Origin of the sequence: Neorhizobium galegae, assembly GCF_021391675.1 — a bacterium.
In the GTDB taxonomy this organism is placed as follows: domain Bacteria; phylum Pseudomonadota; class Alphaproteobacteria; order Rhizobiales; family Rhizobiaceae; genus Neorhizobium; species Neorhizobium galegae_B.
The window spans coordinates 4160634-4177140 of record NZ_CP090095.1 but is presented as its reverse complement, the minus strand read 5'-3'; the positions used below and the strand labels follow the sequence as shown (position 1 = coordinate 4177140).

26 protein-coding genes are annotated in these 16507 nt (G+C 60.7%); 20 read left to right on the top strand and 6 right to left on the bottom strand.

The features are described 5' to 3' along the window. Window positions 1-70: 70 nt before the first annotated feature. Together LZK81_RS20590 and LZK81_RS20585 are read right to left on the bottom strand one after the other, a co-directional pair. On the bottom strand, window positions 71-856 hold the full coding sequence (locus tag LZK81_RS20590) for a hypothetical protein (protein WP_233954494.1): 786 nt from the start codon (window positions 854-856) through the stop codon (window positions 71-73). Between the two features lie 113 nt (window positions 857-969). Next, a complete protein-coding gene (locus LZK81_RS20585) occupies window positions 970-1374 on the bottom strand; it encodes a hypothetical protein (RefSeq protein WP_233954493.1) in 405 nt (134 codons plus the stop codon). Window positions 1375-1442: 68 nt separating this feature from the next. Here LZK81_RS20585 and LZK81_RS20580 point away from each other — a divergent pair, with 68 nt between their 5' ends. Continuing rightward, window positions 1443-1664 carry a hypothetical protein gene (locus LZK81_RS20580; RefSeq protein WP_233954492.1) on the top strand — a complete coding sequence of 74 codons (222 nt, stop codon included), beginning with the start codon at window positions 1443-1445 and terminating at the stop codon, window positions 1662-1664. 58 nt (window positions 1665-1722) lie between these two features. Here LZK81_RS20580 and LZK81_RS20575 read toward each other — a convergent pair whose 3' ends face one another. Next, a complete protein-coding gene (locus tag LZK81_RS20575; RefSeq protein WP_233954491.1) occupies window positions 1723-1983 on the bottom strand; it encodes a hypothetical protein in 261 nt (86 codons plus the stop codon). A 64-nt stretch (window positions 1984-2047) separates the two neighbouring features. On the opposite strand from LZK81_RS20575, the gene LZK81_RS20570 reads away from it, so the two are divergent. Then, window positions 2048-2422, top strand: coding sequence for an HNH endonuclease (locus tag LZK81_RS20570; RefSeq protein ID WP_233954490.1), 375 nt, complete (start codon window positions 2048-2050; stop codon window positions 2420-2422). 2 nt (window positions 2423-2424) lie between these two features. Here the strand turns inward: LZK81_RS20570 and LZK81_RS20565 are convergent, their stop codons facing one another. Then, a complete protein-coding gene (locus LZK81_RS20565; protein ID WP_233954489.1) occupies window positions 2425-2793 on the bottom strand; it encodes a hypothetical protein in 369 nt (122 codons plus the stop codon). Window positions 2794-2987: 194 nt separating this feature from the next. On the opposite strand from LZK81_RS20565, the gene LZK81_RS20560 reads away from it, so the two are divergent. The 14 genes from LZK81_RS20560 (at window position 2988) to LZK81_RS20495 (ending at window position 12521) form a co-directional block, all read left to right on the top strand. Next, window positions 2988-3413, top strand: coding sequence for a hypothetical protein (locus tag LZK81_RS20560; RefSeq protein WP_233954488.1), 426 nt, complete (start codon window positions 2988-2990; stop codon window positions 3411-3413). Next, window positions 3413-5125: a terminase large subunit gene (locus LZK81_RS20555; protein WP_233954487.1), complete on the top strand. Its 1713-nt coding sequence runs from the start codon at window positions 3413-3415 to the stop codon at window positions 5123-5125. The genes LZK81_RS20560 and LZK81_RS20555 overlap by 1 nt, the downstream gene beginning before the upstream one ends. 34 nt (window positions 5126-5159) lie before the next feature. Continuing rightward, the gene (locus LZK81_RS20550) at window positions 5160-7157 is read left to right on the top strand and encodes a phage major capsid protein (protein WP_233954486.1); all 1998 of its coding nucleotides are present in this window, start codon (window positions 5160-5162) and stop codon (window positions 7155-7157) included. Between the two features lie 56 nt (window positions 7158-7213). Next, the gene (locus LZK81_RS20545) at window positions 7214-7438 is read left to right on the top strand and encodes a hypothetical protein (protein WP_233954485.1); all 225 of its coding nucleotides are present in this window, start codon (window positions 7214-7216) and stop codon (window positions 7436-7438) included. Window positions 7439-7441: 3 nt separating this feature from the next. Further along, window positions 7442-8797: a phage portal protein gene (locus tag LZK81_RS20540; protein WP_233954484.1), complete on the top strand. Its 1356-nt coding sequence runs from the start codon at window positions 7442-7444 to the stop codon at window positions 8795-8797. Between the two features lie 20 nt (window positions 8798-8817). Continuing rightward, on the top strand, window positions 8818-9726 hold the full coding sequence (locus tag LZK81_RS20535; protein ID WP_233954483.1) for a hypothetical protein: 909 nt from the start codon (window positions 8818-8820) through the stop codon (window positions 9724-9726). Window position 9727: 1 nt separating this feature from the next. Then, complete coding sequence (locus LZK81_RS20530) at window positions 9728-10042, top strand: phage gp6-like head-tail connector protein (protein ID WP_233954482.1); 315 nt, start codon at window positions 9728-9730, stop codon at window positions 10040-10042. Beyond that, on the top strand, window positions 10039-10386 hold the full coding sequence (locus tag LZK81_RS20525; RefSeq protein WP_233954481.1) for a head-tail adaptor protein: 348 nt from the start codon (window positions 10039-10041) through the stop codon (window positions 10384-10386). Before LZK81_RS20530 ends, LZK81_RS20525 begins: the two co-directional genes overlap by 4 nt. Beyond that, a complete protein-coding gene (locus LZK81_RS20520) occupies window positions 10383-10784 on the top strand; it encodes a DUF3168 domain-containing protein (protein WP_233954480.1) in 402 nt (133 codons plus the stop codon). The genes LZK81_RS20525 and LZK81_RS20520 overlap by 4 nt, the downstream gene beginning before the upstream one ends. Before the next feature lie 8 nt (window positions 10785-10792). Beyond that, window positions 10793-10987 (top strand): hypothetical protein, encoded by a 195-nt coding sequence (locus LZK81_RS20515; protein WP_233954479.1) that lies wholly within the window; start codon window positions 10793-10795, stop codon window positions 10985-10987. Then, entirely contained in the window at window positions 10956-11429 is a 474-nt protein-coding gene (locus LZK81_RS20510; protein WP_233954478.1) for an HK97-gp10 family putative phage morphogenesis protein, read from the top strand. The genes LZK81_RS20515 and LZK81_RS20510 overlap by 32 nt, the downstream gene beginning before the upstream one ends. A gap of 76 nt (window positions 11430-11505) precedes the next feature. Next, entirely contained in the window at window positions 11506-11952 is a 447-nt protein-coding gene (locus LZK81_RS20505; RefSeq protein WP_233954477.1) for a phage tail tube protein, read from the top strand. Continuing rightward, window positions 11953-12309 carry a gene transfer agent family protein gene (locus LZK81_RS20500; protein WP_233954476.1) on the top strand — a complete coding sequence of 119 codons (357 nt, stop codon included), beginning with the start codon at window positions 11953-11955 and terminating at the stop codon, window positions 12307-12309. A 56-nt stretch (window positions 12310-12365) separates the two neighbouring features. After that, window positions 12366-12521: a hypothetical protein gene (locus LZK81_RS20495; RefSeq protein WP_233954475.1), complete on the top strand. Its 156-nt coding sequence runs from the start codon at window positions 12366-12368 to the stop codon at window positions 12519-12521. Here LZK81_RS20495 and LZK81_RS20490 read toward each other — a convergent pair. Next, window positions 12518-12838 carry a hypothetical protein gene (locus LZK81_RS20490; RefSeq protein ID WP_233954474.1) on the bottom strand — a complete coding sequence of 107 codons (321 nt, stop codon included), beginning with the start codon at window positions 12836-12838 and terminating at the stop codon, window positions 12518-12520. The genes LZK81_RS20495 and LZK81_RS20490 overlap by 4 nt on opposite strands. A 46-nt stretch (window positions 12839-12884) precedes the next feature. On the opposite strand from LZK81_RS20490, the gene LZK81_RS20485 reads away from it, so the two are divergent. Next, window positions 12885-15053: a tape measure protein gene (locus tag LZK81_RS20485; RefSeq protein ID WP_233954473.1), complete on the top strand. Its 2169-nt coding sequence runs from the start codon at window positions 12885-12887 to the stop codon at window positions 15051-15053. On the opposite strand, the gene LZK81_RS20480 is transcribed toward LZK81_RS20485, so the two are convergent. Continuing rightward, window positions 15050-15286, bottom strand: a complete 237-nt coding sequence (locus tag LZK81_RS20480) for a hypothetical protein (RefSeq protein WP_233954472.1) — start codon at window positions 15284-15286, stop codon at window positions 15050-15052. The genes LZK81_RS20485 and LZK81_RS20480 overlap by 4 nt on opposite strands. A gap of 33 nt (window positions 15287-15319) precedes the next feature. Here LZK81_RS20480 and LZK81_RS20475 point away from each other — a divergent pair, with 33 nt between their 5' ends. From LZK81_RS20475 to LZK81_RS20465, 3 genes are read left to right on the top strand one after another with little or no spacing between them, the layout of a single operon-like run. Continuing rightward, window positions 15320-15937, top strand: a complete 618-nt coding sequence (locus LZK81_RS20475; RefSeq protein ID WP_233954471.1) for a hypothetical protein — start codon at window positions 15320-15322, stop codon at window positions 15935-15937. Then, on the top strand, window positions 15934-16251 hold the full coding sequence (locus LZK81_RS20470; protein ID WP_233954470.1) for a hypothetical protein: 318 nt from the start codon (window positions 15934-15936) through the stop codon (window positions 16249-16251). The genes LZK81_RS20475 and LZK81_RS20470 overlap by 4 nt, the downstream gene beginning before the upstream one ends. A 28-nt stretch (window positions 16252-16279) precedes the next feature. Continuing rightward, a complete protein-coding gene (locus LZK81_RS20465) occupies window positions 16280-16507 on the top strand; it encodes a hypothetical protein (protein ID WP_233954469.1) in 228 nt (75 codons plus the stop codon).

Sequence of the window (16507 nt, the reverse complement as noted above, 5' to 3'; positions counted from 1 at the left end):
GGACCTACGAAACCACCAGAGCCCGTCGCCTCACCGCGGCGGGTTTTCTAACCCAGGAGACGACGGTCGATCAGTCGGTCTTAGTACCGAATGTAACCCGTTTCAGCACATCGCGGGCTTGGCTCATATCATCCGTGAAAAAGACGTTCGATCGCTCGATCACCCCGTTGGGTCGGAAATAGACCGTATTGTCAAAGGTGAAGAAGCAGCCAGTTTCCTCGATCGACTTGATCGCGGTTCGAATTTCTGCCTCAGTTTTTTCATCCATACCGTCCAACAGCGGATAAAGGTCCCAGCATTTGGTCCCGGGATTGGATAGCAATTCGCCGTCTGCTCCAAAGAAGTAGATGGCGCGATAGCGGTCGAATTTGTCGAGGAAAACGTGAGGTCTTCCCCACTGCTCATTCAAGCCGCGGAGCCACTCACGGGTGGTTAGCAAGCGGGATGCGGACTTAGTGCCTTTGATCTCGAATGTAATAGACCACACATTTGATCCACTAAGCGGCGACGTAAACGCGAACCTGTGAATTCGGTTAAAGGCTCTACCCTCAGCTTGGTCCGAAACGATTGTCCTCTGGTGAAATGGCTTCTTCGCTTCGACTGGAAGATCCGGATCTTTGCGATTGTTGGTCGCTCTCTCTTGGCGCGCCATCCCCCAATTCGGGTATCTCAGGCGGGCGATGTCCCGTATTTCCTCATCGGTCTGGCCAAACCGAAAGTCGGCTCCCGGCAGGATACTCGACAGAATAGCAACCTTTCTCGGGAGTTTGGGATAGTTGTCCCCAGCATGCGACATTGATGGGAATATCATCAGCCCAGCGGCTGCGAAAACGTGAATGCCCCAACGCCCTGTCATGATTGCCCTCTCGTTTAGGTTGCCTTCGCCATTACCGGCTCGGACGCCCGACGGCAAGAGACCGGCGCTGCCGACAGCCGGAGTGGGCCATGCCCAGCGAGTTGAACTGGTTCTCAAAAGTGTAGAATCTCACGTGCCGCCCATACAGACAAAACGGCGGAGATAAACAAGATGACAAGGCGCAGCGCGTGGCCCACGACTGTTCCGGCTGCCCATCCGATCCGCCGCGCCCAAGGACGAGATACTTCGGCGGGCTTGTCGTCTGGTAACTCCGTCATCCGGACGATGAACCATTCCATGGGGTCAACGCCTCGCTTGTAGGTCAGTCCCGCCTTTTCAAAGGTCTGCTTCAGGTCGATCGGACACAGACACAGATCCATTCGGTGCCAATCCTCCCCGGCGGGCCATCTGGAGAAGGGATTGTGGTCCTGCCACACAAGGTTTTCGGCTCCGATCAATTCGGCGAGTTCAGCCGGCGTGGTGGCGGCTCGGTGTCCATCAATTACGGTATTACACATCCCATCCCCCAGGGCCGGTCGGGTTTAGCGCGGCGGGTTTCCGTTTTCAACCAGCGAAAGGAAAGAGCATGACCACCGACGTAATCGTGCGCACCAACGGCAACTATGTGGCCATGGTCAAGATCGACGGCGACGACAAGGGTACCGTCGGCCCGGGCACGCTGGTCTCGAAGCAGTTCTACATCCCGCACGGTGGCGTACACACCATCGAGGTGGAAGAGCGCCAGGCCACGCCGGAAGAGATCGAAGGCGCCCAACCGAAGCCAGACGAGCCCGAGCGAGCGGCATAACGCTCCCGCACACCCGATAAGGTGAGCCGGGCTAAGGCCCGGTTTGCCGATGACCCGTCTACTTCTTGGGAAAGTCAACATTCAGCGTCGTGAAGATGATGTCGATGGTCCGCTCAGCGCGGGCTTTGATCGCAACGTTGTCCAGCCCAGGTGCTTGGATTTCGTCTTTGTGGATCTTGTCGTGAGCCGTTTTATTGACGACTTCCAGGAAGTTGCTACCGGGTCCAGCTAAGACGGCCGCGCCACCTAGCACCGCCTGCACTACGGCGCGCAGCCCAATGATCTCGCCAATCAGCTGCTCTTGTAATTCGTTGTTCACTCGATTTTCCCCCAAGGTTAGCCCGTGCCCATCCTGAAGAACGCACGGCATCGGATGCGCGTCAATGCCTAAGCTCAAGTCCATCCGCCCCCTCGTCGCCAGCATCAAGCCGCTGGTGGGCAGGATGCAGGGAGAGAAGGCACGGGACCAATACCGCCGCAACACCCAGCCGTGGCGCGCCTGGTACAAGACGGAACGGTGGGAACGGCTGAGGCGTCAGGCATTTGAGCGGGACCTCTACACCTGCCGACGCAGCGGAGAGATGTGTGCGGGCACTGGCAACGACCCGAACGCGCCAGTCGCCAACCACAAGACACCGCACCACGGTGACCCGGCCCTCTTCTGGGACATCGACAACATCGAGACAGTGACCAAGCGCATCCATGACAGCCTCATCCAAGCAGAAGAGCGAGGCCGCCTCTTCGTCGAGCCAAGATAGCGCTAACGGACCGAACGGGCTTCGATCGTGATCTCAAGCTGAGCGGGAGGAAAGGTTGTTCCTTGTTCGACACGAGACGGAGACAATAGGCCGTTCAACCGGAACATGCTGTCCTCATTGTGAACGCTGCGTGGAGTTACAGGTTTCACTCCAATCGTCTTCCTCTCATCGCGGGCAGCGACGGCCAGCCCCACGATAAAGAACAGCAGCCACAAGACAGCAGAGACACAGACGACGATCACGAAAAGCCAGCGGTTGGCGTCGTTCACTTTGCCGTCCATGACCATCAACACGACCGAGACCATCAACGAAGCCCCGCATGCGACGGAAATGTTGCTGAGCCAACTGGCCAGGTATTCGTTCTTCGACATCGTAAGCTCCCTTGTCCGAGAGAGGCTAGATGAGAAAGGCGAATAGAGGGTTACTGCACGATGGTCGGTTGTCAGCGACCCTTCTTCAAAGGGGGGGTAGCTAGGCCCGCAAACCCTTTCGGCAGCCGGACCCGCGTCCCCCTCATCGTCATAATTTTTTCTGCCAACCCGAAATTTCAGGGTGAAACATCACCATGACCGAAAAATCGAAGCCCTCCGGCAAGCGCGGGAGGCCCCAATATCGCCCGTCTCTCGAAGACCGCCAGATGGTCGAGCAGATGAAATTCTGCGGCGAATCCGACAACACTATCGCCCGCGCGCTGGGCATTGATCCCGACACCATGCGTAAGCACTTTGGGGACGAGCTCGCGGACGGACATGCGCAGCGCCGCAAGGAAGTGATCGGCATGCTCTTCGGCGCCGCACGAGGCGGAAACGTCGCTGCCATTAAAAAACTCGAGGAGATGGGCAGAGCGGCCGGCGCTCAGGAAGCGGTGAAAGGCCGTGAGGCTCGCGCTCCAAAGCTTGGCAAGAAGGAAGAACAGAAGGCATCGGCCAAGGCGGTCGGCGGCAAGTTCGCTCCTCCGAGCCCGCCCCAGTTGGTCGTAAATAACAGCTGATGCAGTGGTCGACGGCCTGCCTCGACTGGCGCGAGCGGATTGTCGAACGCCGCTCGCTGATACCGCTTGCCCCGCTCTTTCCAGATGAGGCGGAGGCGGCGCTCGAAGTCTTCAAGTCGCTGCAGGTGGTCGATCTGGCCCAGGTCGTCGACGCCGACACCGGCATGCCCCGTCATCCGACCTTCGGCGAGGTCTGCGAAGATTTCGTTTTCGACTTCGTCAGGGCGGTATTCGGCGCCTATGATGCGGGCAGCGCCACCAGACTGATCGAGGAGTTCTTTCTCCTCATCTCGAAAAAGAACGGCAAGTCGACCATCGTCGCCGGTATCATGCTGACGGCCTTGATCCGCAACTGGCGTCACTCGGCGGAGCTACTGATCCTGGCGCCAACCCGCGAAGTTGCCGACAACTCGTTCAAGCCGGCCGCCGACATGGTCAGAGCGGATCCGGAACTAACCGACCTCCTGCATGTGCAGGACAACTTGAAGCAGATCACCCACCGGCTGACGATGGCGGTGTTGAAGGTGGTTTCCGCCGATGCCTCGTCTTCCGCCGGCAAGAAGGCGGCGTTTGTGTTGGTCGAGGAGCTGTGGCTCTTCGGAAAAAAGGCGAATGCGAGCGCGATGCTCCAGGAGGCGACGGGCGGCCTGATCTCGAGGCCTGAGGGCTTCGTGATCTACATCACGACGCAGTCGGACACTCCGCCGGCCGGCGTGTTCAAGGAAAAGCTCGATTATGCGCGGGCGGTCCGCGATGGCGAGATCGATGATCCTCGCTTCCTGCCGGTGCTCTACGAGTTCCCGGAGGCGATGATCAAGAGCAAGGCCTACCAGAAGCCTGAGAACTTCTACGTGACGAACCCGAACATGGGGCGGTCGGTGCGTAAGGATTGGCTCGAACGCAAGCTGGCGGCGGTCCTGGGCGGGCGGGATGAGGAAGGCGACACGATCCAGACCTTCCTTGCCAAGCATCTGAACGTCGAGATCGGCATGAACCTGAGGGGGAACAGGTGGCCGGGCGCGGACCTTTGGGATCGCCGAGCGGACAAGAAGATCACGCTCGAATACCTGCTCGCGAACTGTGACGTCATCGTTCCGGGCCTGGACGGTGGTGGCCTCGATGACCTGTTCGGGCTGGCAGTCGTCGGGCGGCACAGGAAGACTCGCGATTGGCTGTGCTGGATGCACGCCTGGTGTCACGAGGGTGTGCTGAAACGGCGTCAGTCGATCGCGACAAGGCTGCAGGACATGGCAGACGCGGAAGAGCTGACGATCGTCGATGACGAGCTCGCGGACGTCTCGGAGATCGTCGCCATCATTGCGCGGATCAAGGAAGCTGAACTGCTCGCCTGTGTGGCGGTCGACCCGGCCGGCCTGGGCGAGATGGTCGAGGCGCTCGATGAGATCGGCGTCACGCAGGAAGAAGGAATGCTGATCGGCGTGCCACAGGGCTACCAGCTGATGAACGCCATCAAAACGACGGAACGGAAGCTCGCAAACGGGACCCTTCGCCACTCGGGCACCGGTCTCATGCAGTGGTGCGTCTCAAACTTGAAGATCGAACCAACGGCGACGGCTATCCGAGCGACCAAGCAGAATGCCGGCGACGCAAAGATCGACCCGATCATGGCGCTCTTCAATGCGGTGACGGTGATGAGCCGGAACCCGGAACCAAAGCGCAAGCCGCAATACCAGATGCTGGTCGTCGGCTGACCAACCCGAAACCCTTTGATGAATGGAGGACGTCATGACAGTGACGCGCCGCGCATACTCGTTCCTGACGATCAAGACGGTGAACGAGGAAAAGCGGATCATCCGCGGCATCGCCACCACGCCGGCCGTCGATCGCGTCGGCGACATCGTCGAGCCGTTGGGCGTGAAGTTCACGAACCCAATGCCGTTCCTCTGGCAGCACGACGCCCGCAAGCCGATCGGCACCGTCAAGTTCGATCCGCCCACCAAGGACGGCATTACCTTCGAAGCCGAGCTCCCGGTAATGGATGAGCCCGGCACCCTCAAGGATCGCATCGACGAGGCTTGGCAGTCGATCAAGCTCGGCCTGGTCCGCGCAGTCTCCATCGGCTTCCGAGCCGTCGAATACAGCTTCATGGAAAACGGTGGCATCAAGTTCACCGAATCCGAGGTCTACGAGCTCTCCGCCGTCACCATCCCGGCCCAGCCGGAAGCGGTGATGACGAGCATCAAGAATATGGACGCGGTTGGTGTCGCGTTCATCAAGTCCTTCGACACGAACGCTCCTGCCGCGACCGGCACTATCGAGCGTCCCGCGAAGACACCTCCCGGCGCTTCGGGAAAGTCCCACAACCCCGTCAACTTGCGCCCCAAGGAGGGCATTGAAATGAAGACGATTGCCGAGCAGATCGCTGCTCTTGAGGCCTCGCGTCAGGCGAAGGCCGCCCGCATGGCGGAAGTCATGCAGAAGTCCATGGATGAAGGCCGCTCGACCGACCAGGCCGAGCAGGAAGAGTTCGACACGCTCGCCCAGGAGGTCGACGCGATCGATGCCGACCTCAAGCGGTTCCGGGCACTGGAAAAGTCCCAGGCCTCGAACGCAAAGCCGGTGGTCGCGAACCAGATCAAGACCTCGGCGGACGGCTCCGCTGCTCGCGGTGGTATCACGATCTCCAAGCCGGAGCCGGCCAAGGGCATCCGCTTCGCCCGTTACGCGAAGTGCCTTGCCATCTCCAGCAAGACGCAGCAGCCGCTCGTCGCTGTCGCAGAAGGTTTTTATGGCAAGACCGACCCGGATCTGGTCGACATCGTCAAGGCGGCCGTCTCCGCCATGACCTCGGCCAATACGGACGCGCTGATCGGCAACGAGGGCGGCTTCGCCGACTTCGTCGAGTTCCTCCGCCCCATGACCATCCTCGGCCGCTTCGGTACCGGCAACATTCCGTCGCTGACGCAGATCCCGTTCCGGGTGCCGCTGATCACGGAAAACTCCGAGACCGAGGCCCAGTGGGTCGGCGAAGGCAAGGGCAAGCCGCTGACGAAATTCACCGTCGGCCGCAATGAGATCAATCCTCTGAAGATCGCAGCCATCGCGGTCCAGACGATGGAGCTCATTCGCGACAGCTCGCCGTCCTCGGACGTCCTGCTCCGCAACTCCCTTGCAAAGGCGATTGCCAAGCGCTCCGACCTCTCCTTCGTCGATCCGGCCTCGGCGGCGGTGGCAAACGTCCGCCCCGCTTCCATCCTCAACGGCGTGGCGGCGATCGGCAACAGCGCCGCGACCGGTGCCGATGCTGTCCGGGAAGACGTGCAGGCGATCATCGGTGCCTTCGTGACGGCGAACAACGCCCTGCAGTCTGGCGTCTGGCTCATGTCGGCGACCTACGCGCTGCGGCTGATGATGATGCTGAACCCGCTTGGACAGCGGGAATTCCCCGGCATCACCATGCAGGGCGGCACGTTCTTCGAGCGCCCCGTCATCGTGTCGAACTACCTGACCGACTACGTGGCCCTCGTGAACGCGGAAGACATCTACCTGGCGGATGAAGGGGGCGTCGATATCGCGATGTCGACCGAAGCCTCGCTGGAGATGGTGGACAATCCGACCCAGGATTCGGGTGCCGCCGATCCGGTGGAAACCAGCGTCGTGTCCATGTTCCAGACGAACAGCGTGGCCTTCCGCGCCGAGCGCACCATGAACTGGGCTCGCCGCCGCGCCAGCGCCGTCGCGTGGATGGACAACATCACCTGGGGCGACCCGGTAGCGCCGTAAGCGACCAACCTGGCCGGCCGCGATGACAGCGGCCGGCCTTCCAACCGGAGGCCGACATGAAGAAGTCCCACTACATGACCCGCGCTCTGCGGGCCCAAGATCCACGTTATTCGAGCATCCTGGGGAAGCTGGGCTATGAGCGGACGGATGTGCAGGCGGGCGCGGCTGTCCCGGACATTACCGCCCTCCGCGCCGAATACCACCGGGTGCTCGGCAAGCGCCCGTTCAACGGCTGGGATGCTGAAACCCTCGCCGCCAAGATCGCCGAAGCAAAGGGCTGACCCATGCGACTTTTTGGCAGGAACTTCTTCGGCGAGCGCTCGGCAGCGAAAGCCATGGCGCCCGTCACTCAGGGCCGTGGCGGCTGGTACCGCATTCTCGAATCCTTCCCGGGTGCGTGGCAGCAGAACGTCGAGGTCAAATTTGATTCCGTTCTGTCCAACCATGCCGACTTTGCATGCCGCACCCTGATCGCCTCCGACATCGCAAAGCTGCGCATAAAGCTGGTGCAGAAGGATGGGGATGGGATCTGGAGCGAGACCGCCAATCCCGCGTATTCGCCCGTCCTGCGCAAGCCGAACGATTTTCAGAACCGTATCCAGTTCATGGAAAGTTGGGTGCTCTCGAAGCTCCAGCGCGGCAACGCTTATATCCTGAAGCAGCGCGACGGCCGCGGCGTCGTCAAGAAGCTCTATGTGCTCGATCCCACACTCGCCACACCGCTCGTGTCGGACGATGGCAGCGTGTTCTATCAGCTGAGCAAGGACCCGCTGGCCTCGATCGAGCAAAGCATCATCGTGCCGGCGCGCGAGATCATCCATGACCGGTTCAACTGCTTCTTTCACCCGCTGGTCGGTTTGTCGCCGATCTTCGCCGGCGGGCTCGCAGCAATGCAGGGCCTTGCGATCCAGAACGACAGCGCCCTGTTCTTCCAGAACGGGGCCCAGCCTGGCGGCATCCTGACCGCCCCGGGCGCTATTTCTGACGAAACAGCGGCTCGTTTGAAGGCGCACTGGGATACGAATTTCTCAGGCAAGAATTCGGGCAAGGTCGCGGTTCTCGGCGATGGGCTGAAGTATGAGGGGATGAAGGCGAAGGCGACTGACTCTCAGCTGATCGAACAGCTGAAATGGTCCGGGGAAGTCGTCTGCTCGACTTACCACGTCCCGCCGTACAAGATCGGTCTTGGCCCAATGCCGACGAACAACAACGTCCAGAGCCTCAACGTCGAATACTATTCGCAGTGCCTGCAGGTGCTGCTGGAATCCATTGAGCTGTGCCTCGATGAGGGGCTCGCAATCGGCGAGGCGTTGGGAACCGAGTTCGACACCGACAATCTCCTGCGCATGGACAGCGTCACCCAGATGGACATGCTCGACAAGTCGAAGGGCATCATGGCTCCGAACGAGCAGCGCAAACGGCTTGATCTGAAGCCGGTGGCCGGCGGCGACAGCCCAATGCTCCAGCAGCAGAACTTCAGCCTCGAGGCGTTGGCGAAGCGCGACGCACAAGACGATCCTTTTGGCCGCGCGCCCAAGGCATCACCGATCGTCGATGAGGGCGATCCGGCAGCAGCCGAGGCCGACAAGGCGCTGTTCATGCGCGCGACGCTGCGTAAGGAACTGGGCCTCGCGGCCTGAGCATTTAACAGGACGGTAGTATGAACAATCGCGAGATCAAGGCGATGATGGCGGAGCTTGCGCCGGTCATTCGCGAGTTCACTCAATTGGCGATCGCGCCGATGATCGATCGGATCGCGGCGGTCGAAAGGCGCCTCGACCTTCTGCCCATTCCGCGTGACGGCAAGGATGCGGACATGTCGGAGATCCGCGGGATCATTGCCGAGGAGATCAAGGCAGTGAAAGCCGCAATAGACAATCTGGAGCCTGGGCTTCCGGGAAAAGACGGATCATCTGTCTCGATCGATGATGTGCTGCCCACGCTCGAACGGCGGGTCAATGATTTTCTGTCGGCAATCCCGACTCCGCAGGATGGAAAGGGCGTTTCCGTCGAAGACGTTGCGCCATTGGTCTCCTCCGAGGTCGAAAAACGCTTCGCTGCGCTGCCGAAATCGAAAGATGGCAACCCCGGTAAAGACGGTGTTGGCCTGGCCGGAGCCTTCATCGACCGAGACGGGAACCTGATCATTACCATGACCAATGGCGAGCCCCGCAATCTGGGATGCGTCGTCGGGAAGGACGGCGAGCCTGGTAAGCCTGGACGGGACGGTTTCAACCTCGAAGACTTCGATGCGAAGGTCATGGATGATCGCCGAACGGTGCTGCTGTCCTTTACCGGCAAGACGCTCGACTACAAGGTCGAACTCGGATTTCCCGTGATGCTCTACCGCGGCGTCTACAAGGATGGGCAAGAATATGAACGGGGCGACACGGTCACCTGGGGCGGCTCCCTTTGGCACTGCGACAGCGATACCCATGAAAAACCGGGAGAAGGTTCCACCACCTGGACCCTGTGCGCCAAGAAAGGCCGGGACGGTAAGGACGGAGAACTAAAGGAAGCTAAGGCGCCTCAGCCGGTTCGCGTCGGCGTCCCGGGAAAGGTGGTCTGATATGGCGCTCGTGACTCTGCCGCAAGTCAACCTCGCTCTCCGCCTCGACCTCGTCGAAGGCGACGAGCGGACGCCAGACATTCAGTTGAAGATCGCTCAGGCAGAAGACGCGGTTATTGACTACCTGAAAAAGCCTGATCACGGTTGGACGGAGGGCACCGCCCCGCCTCGCGTACAAGCGGCGATCATCCTGGTGATCAAGAGCCTCCTCGACGACAGTGCCGCACCTGAATTGCTTTCAGGCCTTGGCACCGGCGATCCAAAGAACCCGGCCGTCGCGCTTCTTTACCGTCTTCGTGATCCGGCAATCGCATGAGCCCCGCGAGCAACCTCAATCAGCGCGTCGCCTTCGATGCCCTTGTCCGATCTCCGGATGGTCACGGCGGCACGACGACAGGCTGGGGAGCGCCAGAAGCGGCCGTGATGGCCTGGGCTCACTTCCGGTACCTTCGCGGCGGTGAGGCTGTCCAGGCGGCTCGTCTGGCCGGGAGGCAACCCATGGTGGTCACGATCCGCAAGAGCGCCGCGGCAGCGCAGATCACGAATGACTGGCGCATGCGCGATGTCTGCACCGGCGCGATCTACAACATCCGGGCGATCGTTCCGACCGATGACCGTGGGTTTTTGGAACTGACCGTGGAAGGCGGGGTGGCGGTATGAGCGTCTCGGTTTCGTTTCAGGACCTTGTCCTGGCCCGCTTGCTCGCCAATGAGGCAGTGATCGAGATCGTCGCCGACAGGATCGTTGATGGTGGTGACGACGACCTGGCATTCCCCAACATCACCTTGGGGGCGTCCGATTTCTTCCCCGACGATGCGGACTGCGTCCGAGGGAGAGAAGAGACCCTGCAGATCGACTGCTGGACGCGGGACGCTGGCAAGAAGTGGCCGTGTAGGAAGCTGGTCGATGCGGTGAAAAACGCTCTGCACGACGCCGAGGGCGACCTGACCGAAGGTGCGCTGGTGTTGATGCGCGTCGATCTCGCGCGGGTGTTCAGTGATCCCGACGGCATCACCACCCACGGCGTGGTTCAGGTCACTGGCGTCATTGAGGAGTAGGAGGCATCATGGCTCGCGTGAGGTTCATAGCGGATTTCGACTACAAGCCGACGGCTCGTTCGACCACCGGCTACAAGGCCGGCTGGAGCGGTACCGTAAAGCGCGATTGCGCTGACCGGGCCGTGGCCGCGGGAAAGGCCGAGCTTCTCGACGCCAAGCCTCCGACGGGGGATGCGGTCAGTGACGAAAATTCTCAACCTTGACCGCCTCAATCGGAAACTGAGGCGCCTGCCGGAAGTCGCAAAGCGCGAAATCCGGGCCGGGATGGAGCGGGCGGCGGAGCAGATCGTCGCCCTGATGAAGAACCTTGTGCCGGAAGCCGACGGGACCTTGCGCGACAGTATCGGTTGGACCTGGGGTAAGGCTCCGAAGGGTTCGCTGGCTGTGGGGGCGGTCAAAGGCGGCAAGGGCGATGGACTGACGGTCACGATCTATGCCGGCAATGACAAAGCCTACTATGCCCGATGGGTTGAATTCGGGACGTCCCAGCATACCAACGGCGGAAAGTTCCCCGGCACCAAGAACCCCGGCACCAGAGCAAGGCCATTCTTCTACGTCAGCTGGCGCGCGAACAAGCGGTCCGCCAAGCGCCTCGTGCGCAAGGGCGTAAGGGACGCCGCGAAGAAGGTCGCCGCCGGCGGCTGAATACCTGAACGACTGCATTCGCCAACCCTGCTCTTCGAGTGGGGACTATCCACTGTTGCCACAAAGGAGATCTTCCATGGCAGAACCGACAACCATCAAAGGCGGCAAAGTCCGGGTGCTCCTTGGCAATGACGCCACCCCTATCGTCTACATCGCGCCTTGCGGCTTCAGCCAGCGCACCGTCACCATCAACAAGGGCCTGGAAGAGGTAAATCTCCCGGACTGCGCCGATCCCGACGCGGTGAATTGGCTTGGTCGAGATGCCGTGTCGCTGTCCATGAGCGTCAATGGCGAGGGCGTGCTCTCGGAAGAAAGCGTCGAGACCTGGCTTGATGCCGCCGAGAACGTAGAATCCATTCCGGTCAAGGTCGAATGGGAATTCCCGACCAAGACGATCACCTGGACCGGCAAGATGCACGTCGAGAGCTTCGAAGCCGGCGCCCAAGACGGCCGCCGCGTCACCGGCAATGTGGGAATGCAGAGCGACGGCAAAATGACCCGCGTCGTTACTGAGGCGCCGTAAATGGCTCGGGACGCGCAAATCACGATCCCCTGGGCGGACGGTGACTTCACCTTCCGCCTCGGCTGGGGCGAACTGGCCGAGCTCCAAGAAAAGACCGAGGCCGGCCCCTACGTGGTCCTGCATCGTCTGCATTCGCATCAGTGGCGCGTCGAAGACATCTCGAACGTTATCCGCCTTGGTTTGATCGGCGGCGGATTTCCGGCGGCTGAAGCAATGAAAAAGGTGCGTTATTACGTCGAGAACCGGCCTCCGTTGGAAAACCATTCGGTTGCCGTTGCTATTCTTTCCGCGGGTCTTCTTGGTGCCCCGGAGGAGCCTGTGGGGGAGCAGGAAGCGCCAACTCCAACAGCCGGATAGATGACCTACCGAACGGCAAAATCCGTTTCGCGGCAATCTATGGGGTTGGCCCCGCAATGGGCTTTACGCCCCAGCAGGTCAACGACATGTCGATGTGGCAATTCCTGGCCGCCTTCGATGGATACGCGAAGGCGAACGGCGCCAAAGAGAAGATGTCGAACGCAGAAGCCGATGACCTCTGGAAATGGCTGCAGGAAAAGGATGGCGGCTAGTCCCTGAAGGAACGGACGCGGCAATCGACGAACTGTACGGAGGCTTTAGTCGGAAGAGCCGCTTCTTCGTATGCGTCCCCATTGGGAGCAAGCGCATTGATTATCGCGCGGCCGATTCCGACTGCTTTTTTATCCCCGTCCAAGAAGGCGCAATCGATGAATACGCCTTGAACCGGCTTGGCGAGGTTGTTTTTCACCAGCATCACAGCCCTGGCGACGCCACGCTCGACTGAAAAATTCTGAACATCAATCTCAATATCTGCCGCGGAAGCAGCAGTCGCCGCAGCCATCATTGCACAGAAAACAATCACCTTCATGCCCGGCAGTCTCCGCTGGTTTTTGCGATCATAGGATGTCGAACGAATGGCTGCAACTGACCTTGAGCGCCTTGTGGTGCAGCTTTCTGCTGACCTGAAAGGCTATGAAAACTCGATGAGGAAGGCGCAGGGCGTCACGAACCAGCGTCTTGGAGCAATCCAGAAGAAGGCTCTGGCTTCGAGTACGGCTATTGCGGGCGCATTCATTAAGTCAGGCGCTGCGATCGCTGGCGCCTTCATTGCGAACGACGTTATCCGCAACATCGGCCAGCTGTCCGACGCCGCCACGCGCATCGACAACGCTCTGAAGGTTGCCGGTCTCTCCGGTGCCGAACTGGAAACCGTCTATCAGCGCCTGAACAAGGCAGCCATCGCCAACGGGGCCCCGATAGAGACGCTTGCCACGCTCTACGGCAAGGCCGCGCAAAGCCAGAAAGAACTCGGTGTCACGACCGAGGAACTGCTCGGCTTCACTAACAACGTCGCGCTCGCACTGCGCGTTGCCGGCACAGATGCTCAGTCGGCCAGCGGTGCATTGCTGCAGCTCGGCCAGGCGCTGGGCAGCGGCAAGGTTCAAGCAGAGGAATTCAATTCGATCCTGGAGGGCGCTCCAACCATCGCCCAGGCAGCGGCAGCCGGATTGAAAGAAGCCGGCGGCTCTGTCTCGCGCCTGAAGGGGCTCGTGGTCGATGGGAAGATCTCGTCGGAAGCGTTCTTCCGTGCATTTGAGGCAGGCGCTCCGATCCTCCAGAGCAAGGTGGCCGGTTCCGTTTTCACCATCGAGCAGGCGGCCGGCAACCTGTGGACGGCTTTGATTAATGTCGCCCGCGAGTTCAACAATTCGACTGGCGCCAGCAAGAATTTCGCGGGCGGCATGAACACCGCCGCGAAGGCGATCAACGGCTTCGACGTGTCGGCGCTCATTCAGAAGGTCCGAGACGCCAGGAAGGAGCTCGACTCGTATCTAAGCAGCCTCGGCAATGCTCAAGTCTTCAAGGATCTGGCGTCTGGCCTCGGCGTACTCGACAGCGATGGCAACGTAATCAAGCTCGATACGTCCCAAGCATCTGGCGAAACCGCCATCCTGCAAAAGGAGGTCAAGCTCCTTCAAGATCGTATCGCGCTGAACACAAGCCTCGGCTTCGATAATACAGGGGCAATCGCGCGCCTGGATGAAGTTCTAGGCAAGTTAAATCAGGTTAGGGGAGCCGCTGGCTCGGTACCGGCACCTTTGGGCAACGGCCTGATTGAGCCCGTCATTGGCGGCACCAATGGCAACATGGGCGGGCCTTCCACCCGTGGCGGTGCTCGCCGTCCAGTGGCCGTCGCGCCGGTCTCGGTCAAGGACTTCAGGCCGCCAGTCGGCAAGTCGGGCAGCGGGAAACCGAAGACCGATGATCTTCAGCGAGAGATTGCGCAGATCAAGGAGCGGACCGAAGCCCTCCAGGCTGAGACGGCTGCCCAGGCACAAGTCAATCCGCTCATCGACGACTACGGGTTTGCCGTCGAGAAGGCCGCTGCGAAACATGATCTGCTGAAGGCCGCCCAGGAAGCAGGCAAGAAGGTCACTCCAGAGCTTGCCGCTCAGATCGACACGCTGGCCACCTCCTACGCCAACGCCGTCGTAGCGTCGGAACGGCTGGCCGAAAGTCAGGATCGCGTCAGGCAGGCAGCTGAGGACGCCCGCGAGTTCAACAAGGACCTCACGCGCGGAATCATCGACGGGTTTGTTGAGGGCAAGAAAGCGGCGGACGTATTCGCAGACAGCCTGAAGAAGATCGGCGATCGGCTTCTCGGGATGGCGCTGGACAGCATCTTCGATAGTCCGGGCAAAGGCGGCGCTGGCTTTAATCCCTTGAGCTTCCTCGGTGACATCTTCCGGGCCAGCGGCGGCCCGGTGAGGAAGGGGCAACCGTATGTCGTCGGTGAGAAGCGGCCGGAGCTATTTGTTCCGGATCAAAACGGGTCGATCGTATCGCGCGTGCCGACTGCTACGCCGACAATGCCGAGCCTCGGGAACATCGCTCCCGGACGGTCATCTGGAATGGCAATCGACGTCAGTGTTTCCGTGGATGAGAACGGGAACCTTCAGGCATTCGTCAATAGTGTTGCTCAGCAAAAAGCCGCAGGGGCAATCCGAGCTTATGACGCCGGAGGCATGCAACGGACAGTCAATCACATACAGACTGCCCGTAAGTACAACGCAAAAATCTAAGGGGCGGCAGATGTCGGAAGCAGAGAGATCATCGCTTCCGCGGCGCTGTAGGCCATTGCCTCGATCTGCGGGAATGTTTCCGTTCCCACTCCCGAAAAGCTCACATCGACAGCAATTCGATGAAGACCGGAGGTACCGACGTCCAGGTGGACATAGTACTCGACGACCGCGCGATAAAGCTTGTCTTCCTTATCGAAATAAATGTCGGCGACCTGTCTATCTTCGTATTTCATGGAAACCTCTTTCGGTGAGGCATTCGTACTAGCATGGCAGTTTCCTTTCCGCGAGAGATTCCCGATGTCGGTTACGTCACCGCAGACTTCATCCTGCGCGATCCGGTCAAGGCCTCGCCGTCCGGCGCGCGCCTGATCAATTACACACAGGTGACCGATCCGGCCTGGGAGGCGAGCCTCGTGACGCGGCCGCTCACCTATAGCCAGTATGCCGAGGTTGAGGCGTGGTGGCTTTCGCTTCGAGAAGGCCTCAAGCGGGTGCTCTTCCGTCATCCCCACGTCTGCTATCCCAAAAACCATGGCGGTAACCAAGCGCCTGCGGATGATGCCGGCAATCTCGTGTCCGTGACCGGCGGTAACGTTCTGTCCGTCAGCAGCGTGGACGCTGGCCTTTCCCTCGTTGTCGGCGATCGTATCGGGCTGGAGCGCCTCACCCGTTATCATATCGGCCGCATAACCGAGGTGACGGGCGGCGGCTCGACCCGGACAATCACGATCGAGCCGCCGCCTTTCGGTGTCGTTTCACAGGCCGGGGCAGTCGTCCGGTTCGCGAAGCCCGCGCTGGTCATGCGGCCGGTCCCGGAGAGTTTTTCCGCTCCTCGGTCCAACGGCCGCTACTCTGTCGCCTTTCGTCTGGTGGAAGCGCAATGACACTCTCGACCGAAGTCAAAGACCTTTACGACCAGGGGCGGATCTCGACGCGGCAGATGATGCGCTTTCAGTTCGCCTCCGGCATCTACGGCTTCATCAGCCGCGCCGAGCCGTTCACCTATTCGGGTGTCGAATACAAGCCGTTCGGCCTGATCGAGGTATCGGACATCGGTGGCGGCACGGGCACAAGCGCCGATGGCGGCTTCACTCTGACGCTTGCCGAAAGTCCCGACGATGGCCTGACGCCGGACGTCCTGACGCAGATCGAAAGCGGACCGGCCTGTCACCGTGATGGATGCCCACTTCCATCCTGACACCGGCGCCTTGCTCCAGGTCGAGGTCGTGGCACGCGGCTACCTGGATGTCGTTGAGCACCAGGTCGATCCGGAGCGGGGCTATATCCTCGTCGCCCGGTGCGAAGGGCGACAGCTCGACTACTCCCGCAAGAATGGCCGGTACCGCACCATGACCGACCAGCAGCGGCGGTCGCCTGACGACAAGTTCTTCCAGCATGCGGCCAAGCGTGGCCGTGTCGACATCTTCTGGGGCCGAGTGGCCGCGAGAACCTGA

Bases quoted from the DNA above. Each gene is read 5' to 3' on its own strand.
- LZK81_RS20590 (WP_233954494.1), bottom strand. From the start codon at position 856: ATGACAGGGCGTTGGGGCATTCACGTTTTCGCAGCCGCTGGGCTGATG.
- LZK81_RS20585 (WP_233954493.1), bottom strand. From the start codon at position 1,374: ATGTGTAATACCGTAATTGATGGACACCGAGCCGCCACCACGCCGGCT.
- LZK81_RS20580 (WP_233954492.1), top strand. From the start codon at position 1,443: ATGACCACCGACGTAATCGTGCGCACCAACGGCAACTATGTGGCCATG.
- LZK81_RS20570 (WP_233954490.1), top strand. From the start codon at position 2,048: ATGCCTAAGCTCAAGTCCATCCGCCCCCTCGTCGCCAGCATCAAGCCG.
- LZK81_RS20565 (WP_233954489.1), bottom strand. From the start codon at position 2,793: ATGTCGAAGAACGAATACCTGGCCAGTTGGCTCAGCAACATTTCCGTC.
- LZK81_RS20560 (WP_233954488.1), top strand. From the start codon at position 2,988: ATGACCGAAAAATCGAAGCCCTCCGGCAAGCGCGGGAGGCCCCAATAT.
- LZK81_RS20555 (WP_233954487.1), top strand. From the start codon at position 3,413: ATGCAGTGGTCGACGGCCTGCCTCGACTGGCGCGAGCGGATTGTCGAA.
- LZK81_RS20550 (WP_233954486.1), top strand. From the start codon at position 5,160: ATGACAGTGACGCGCCGCGCATACTCGTTCCTGACGATCAAGACGGTG.
- LZK81_RS20545 (WP_233954485.1), top strand. From the start codon at position 7,214: ATGAAGAAGTCCCACTACATGACCCGCGCTCTGCGGGCCCAAGATCCA.
- LZK81_RS20540 (WP_233954484.1), top strand. From the start codon at position 7,442: ATGCGACTTTTTGGCAGGAACTTCTTCGGCGAGCGCTCGGCAGCGAAA.
- LZK81_RS20535 (WP_233954483.1), top strand. From the start codon at position 8,818: ATGAACAATCGCGAGATCAAGGCGATGATGGCGGAGCTTGCGCCGGTC.
- LZK81_RS20530 (WP_233954482.1), top strand. From the start codon at position 9,728: ATGGCGCTCGTGACTCTGCCGCAAGTCAACCTCGCTCTCCGCCTCGAC.
- LZK81_RS20525 (WP_233954481.1), top strand. From the start codon at position 10,039: ATGAGCCCCGCGAGCAACCTCAATCAGCGCGTCGCCTTCGATGCCCTT.
- LZK81_RS20520 (WP_233954480.1), top strand. From the start codon at position 10,383: ATGAGCGTCTCGGTTTCGTTTCAGGACCTTGTCCTGGCCCGCTTGCTC.
- LZK81_RS20515 (WP_233954479.1), top strand. From the start codon at position 10,793: ATGGCTCGCGTGAGGTTCATAGCGGATTTCGACTACAAGCCGACGGCT.
- LZK81_RS20510 (WP_233954478.1), top strand. From the start codon at position 10,956: ATGCGGTCAGTGACGAAAATTCTCAACCTTGACCGCCTCAATCGGAAA.
- LZK81_RS20505 (WP_233954477.1), top strand. From the start codon at position 11,506: ATGGCAGAACCGACAACCATCAAAGGCGGCAAAGTCCGGGTGCTCCTT.
- LZK81_RS20500 (WP_233954476.1), top strand. From the start codon at position 11,953: ATGGCTCGGGACGCGCAAATCACGATCCCCTGGGCGGACGGTGACTTC.
- LZK81_RS20495 (WP_233954475.1), top strand. From the start codon at position 12,366: ATGGGCTTTACGCCCCAGCAGGTCAACGACATGTCGATGTGGCAATTC.
- LZK81_RS20490 (WP_233954474.1), bottom strand. From the start codon at position 12,838: ATGAAGGTGATTGTTTTCTGTGCAATGATGGCTGCGGCGACTGCTGCT.
- LZK81_RS20485 (WP_233954473.1), top strand. From the start codon at position 12,885: ATGGCTGCAACTGACCTTGAGCGCCTTGTGGTGCAGCTTTCTGCTGAC.
- LZK81_RS20480 (WP_233954472.1), bottom strand. From the start codon at position 15,286: ATGAAATACGAAGATAGACAGGTCGCCGACATTTATTTCGATAAGGAA.
- LZK81_RS20475 (WP_233954471.1), top strand. From the start codon at position 15,320: ATGGCAGTTTCCTTTCCGCGAGAGATTCCCGATGTCGGTTACGTCACC.
- LZK81_RS20470 (WP_233954470.1), top strand. From the start codon at position 15,934: ATGACACTCTCGACCGAAGTCAAAGACCTTTACGACCAGGGGCGGATC.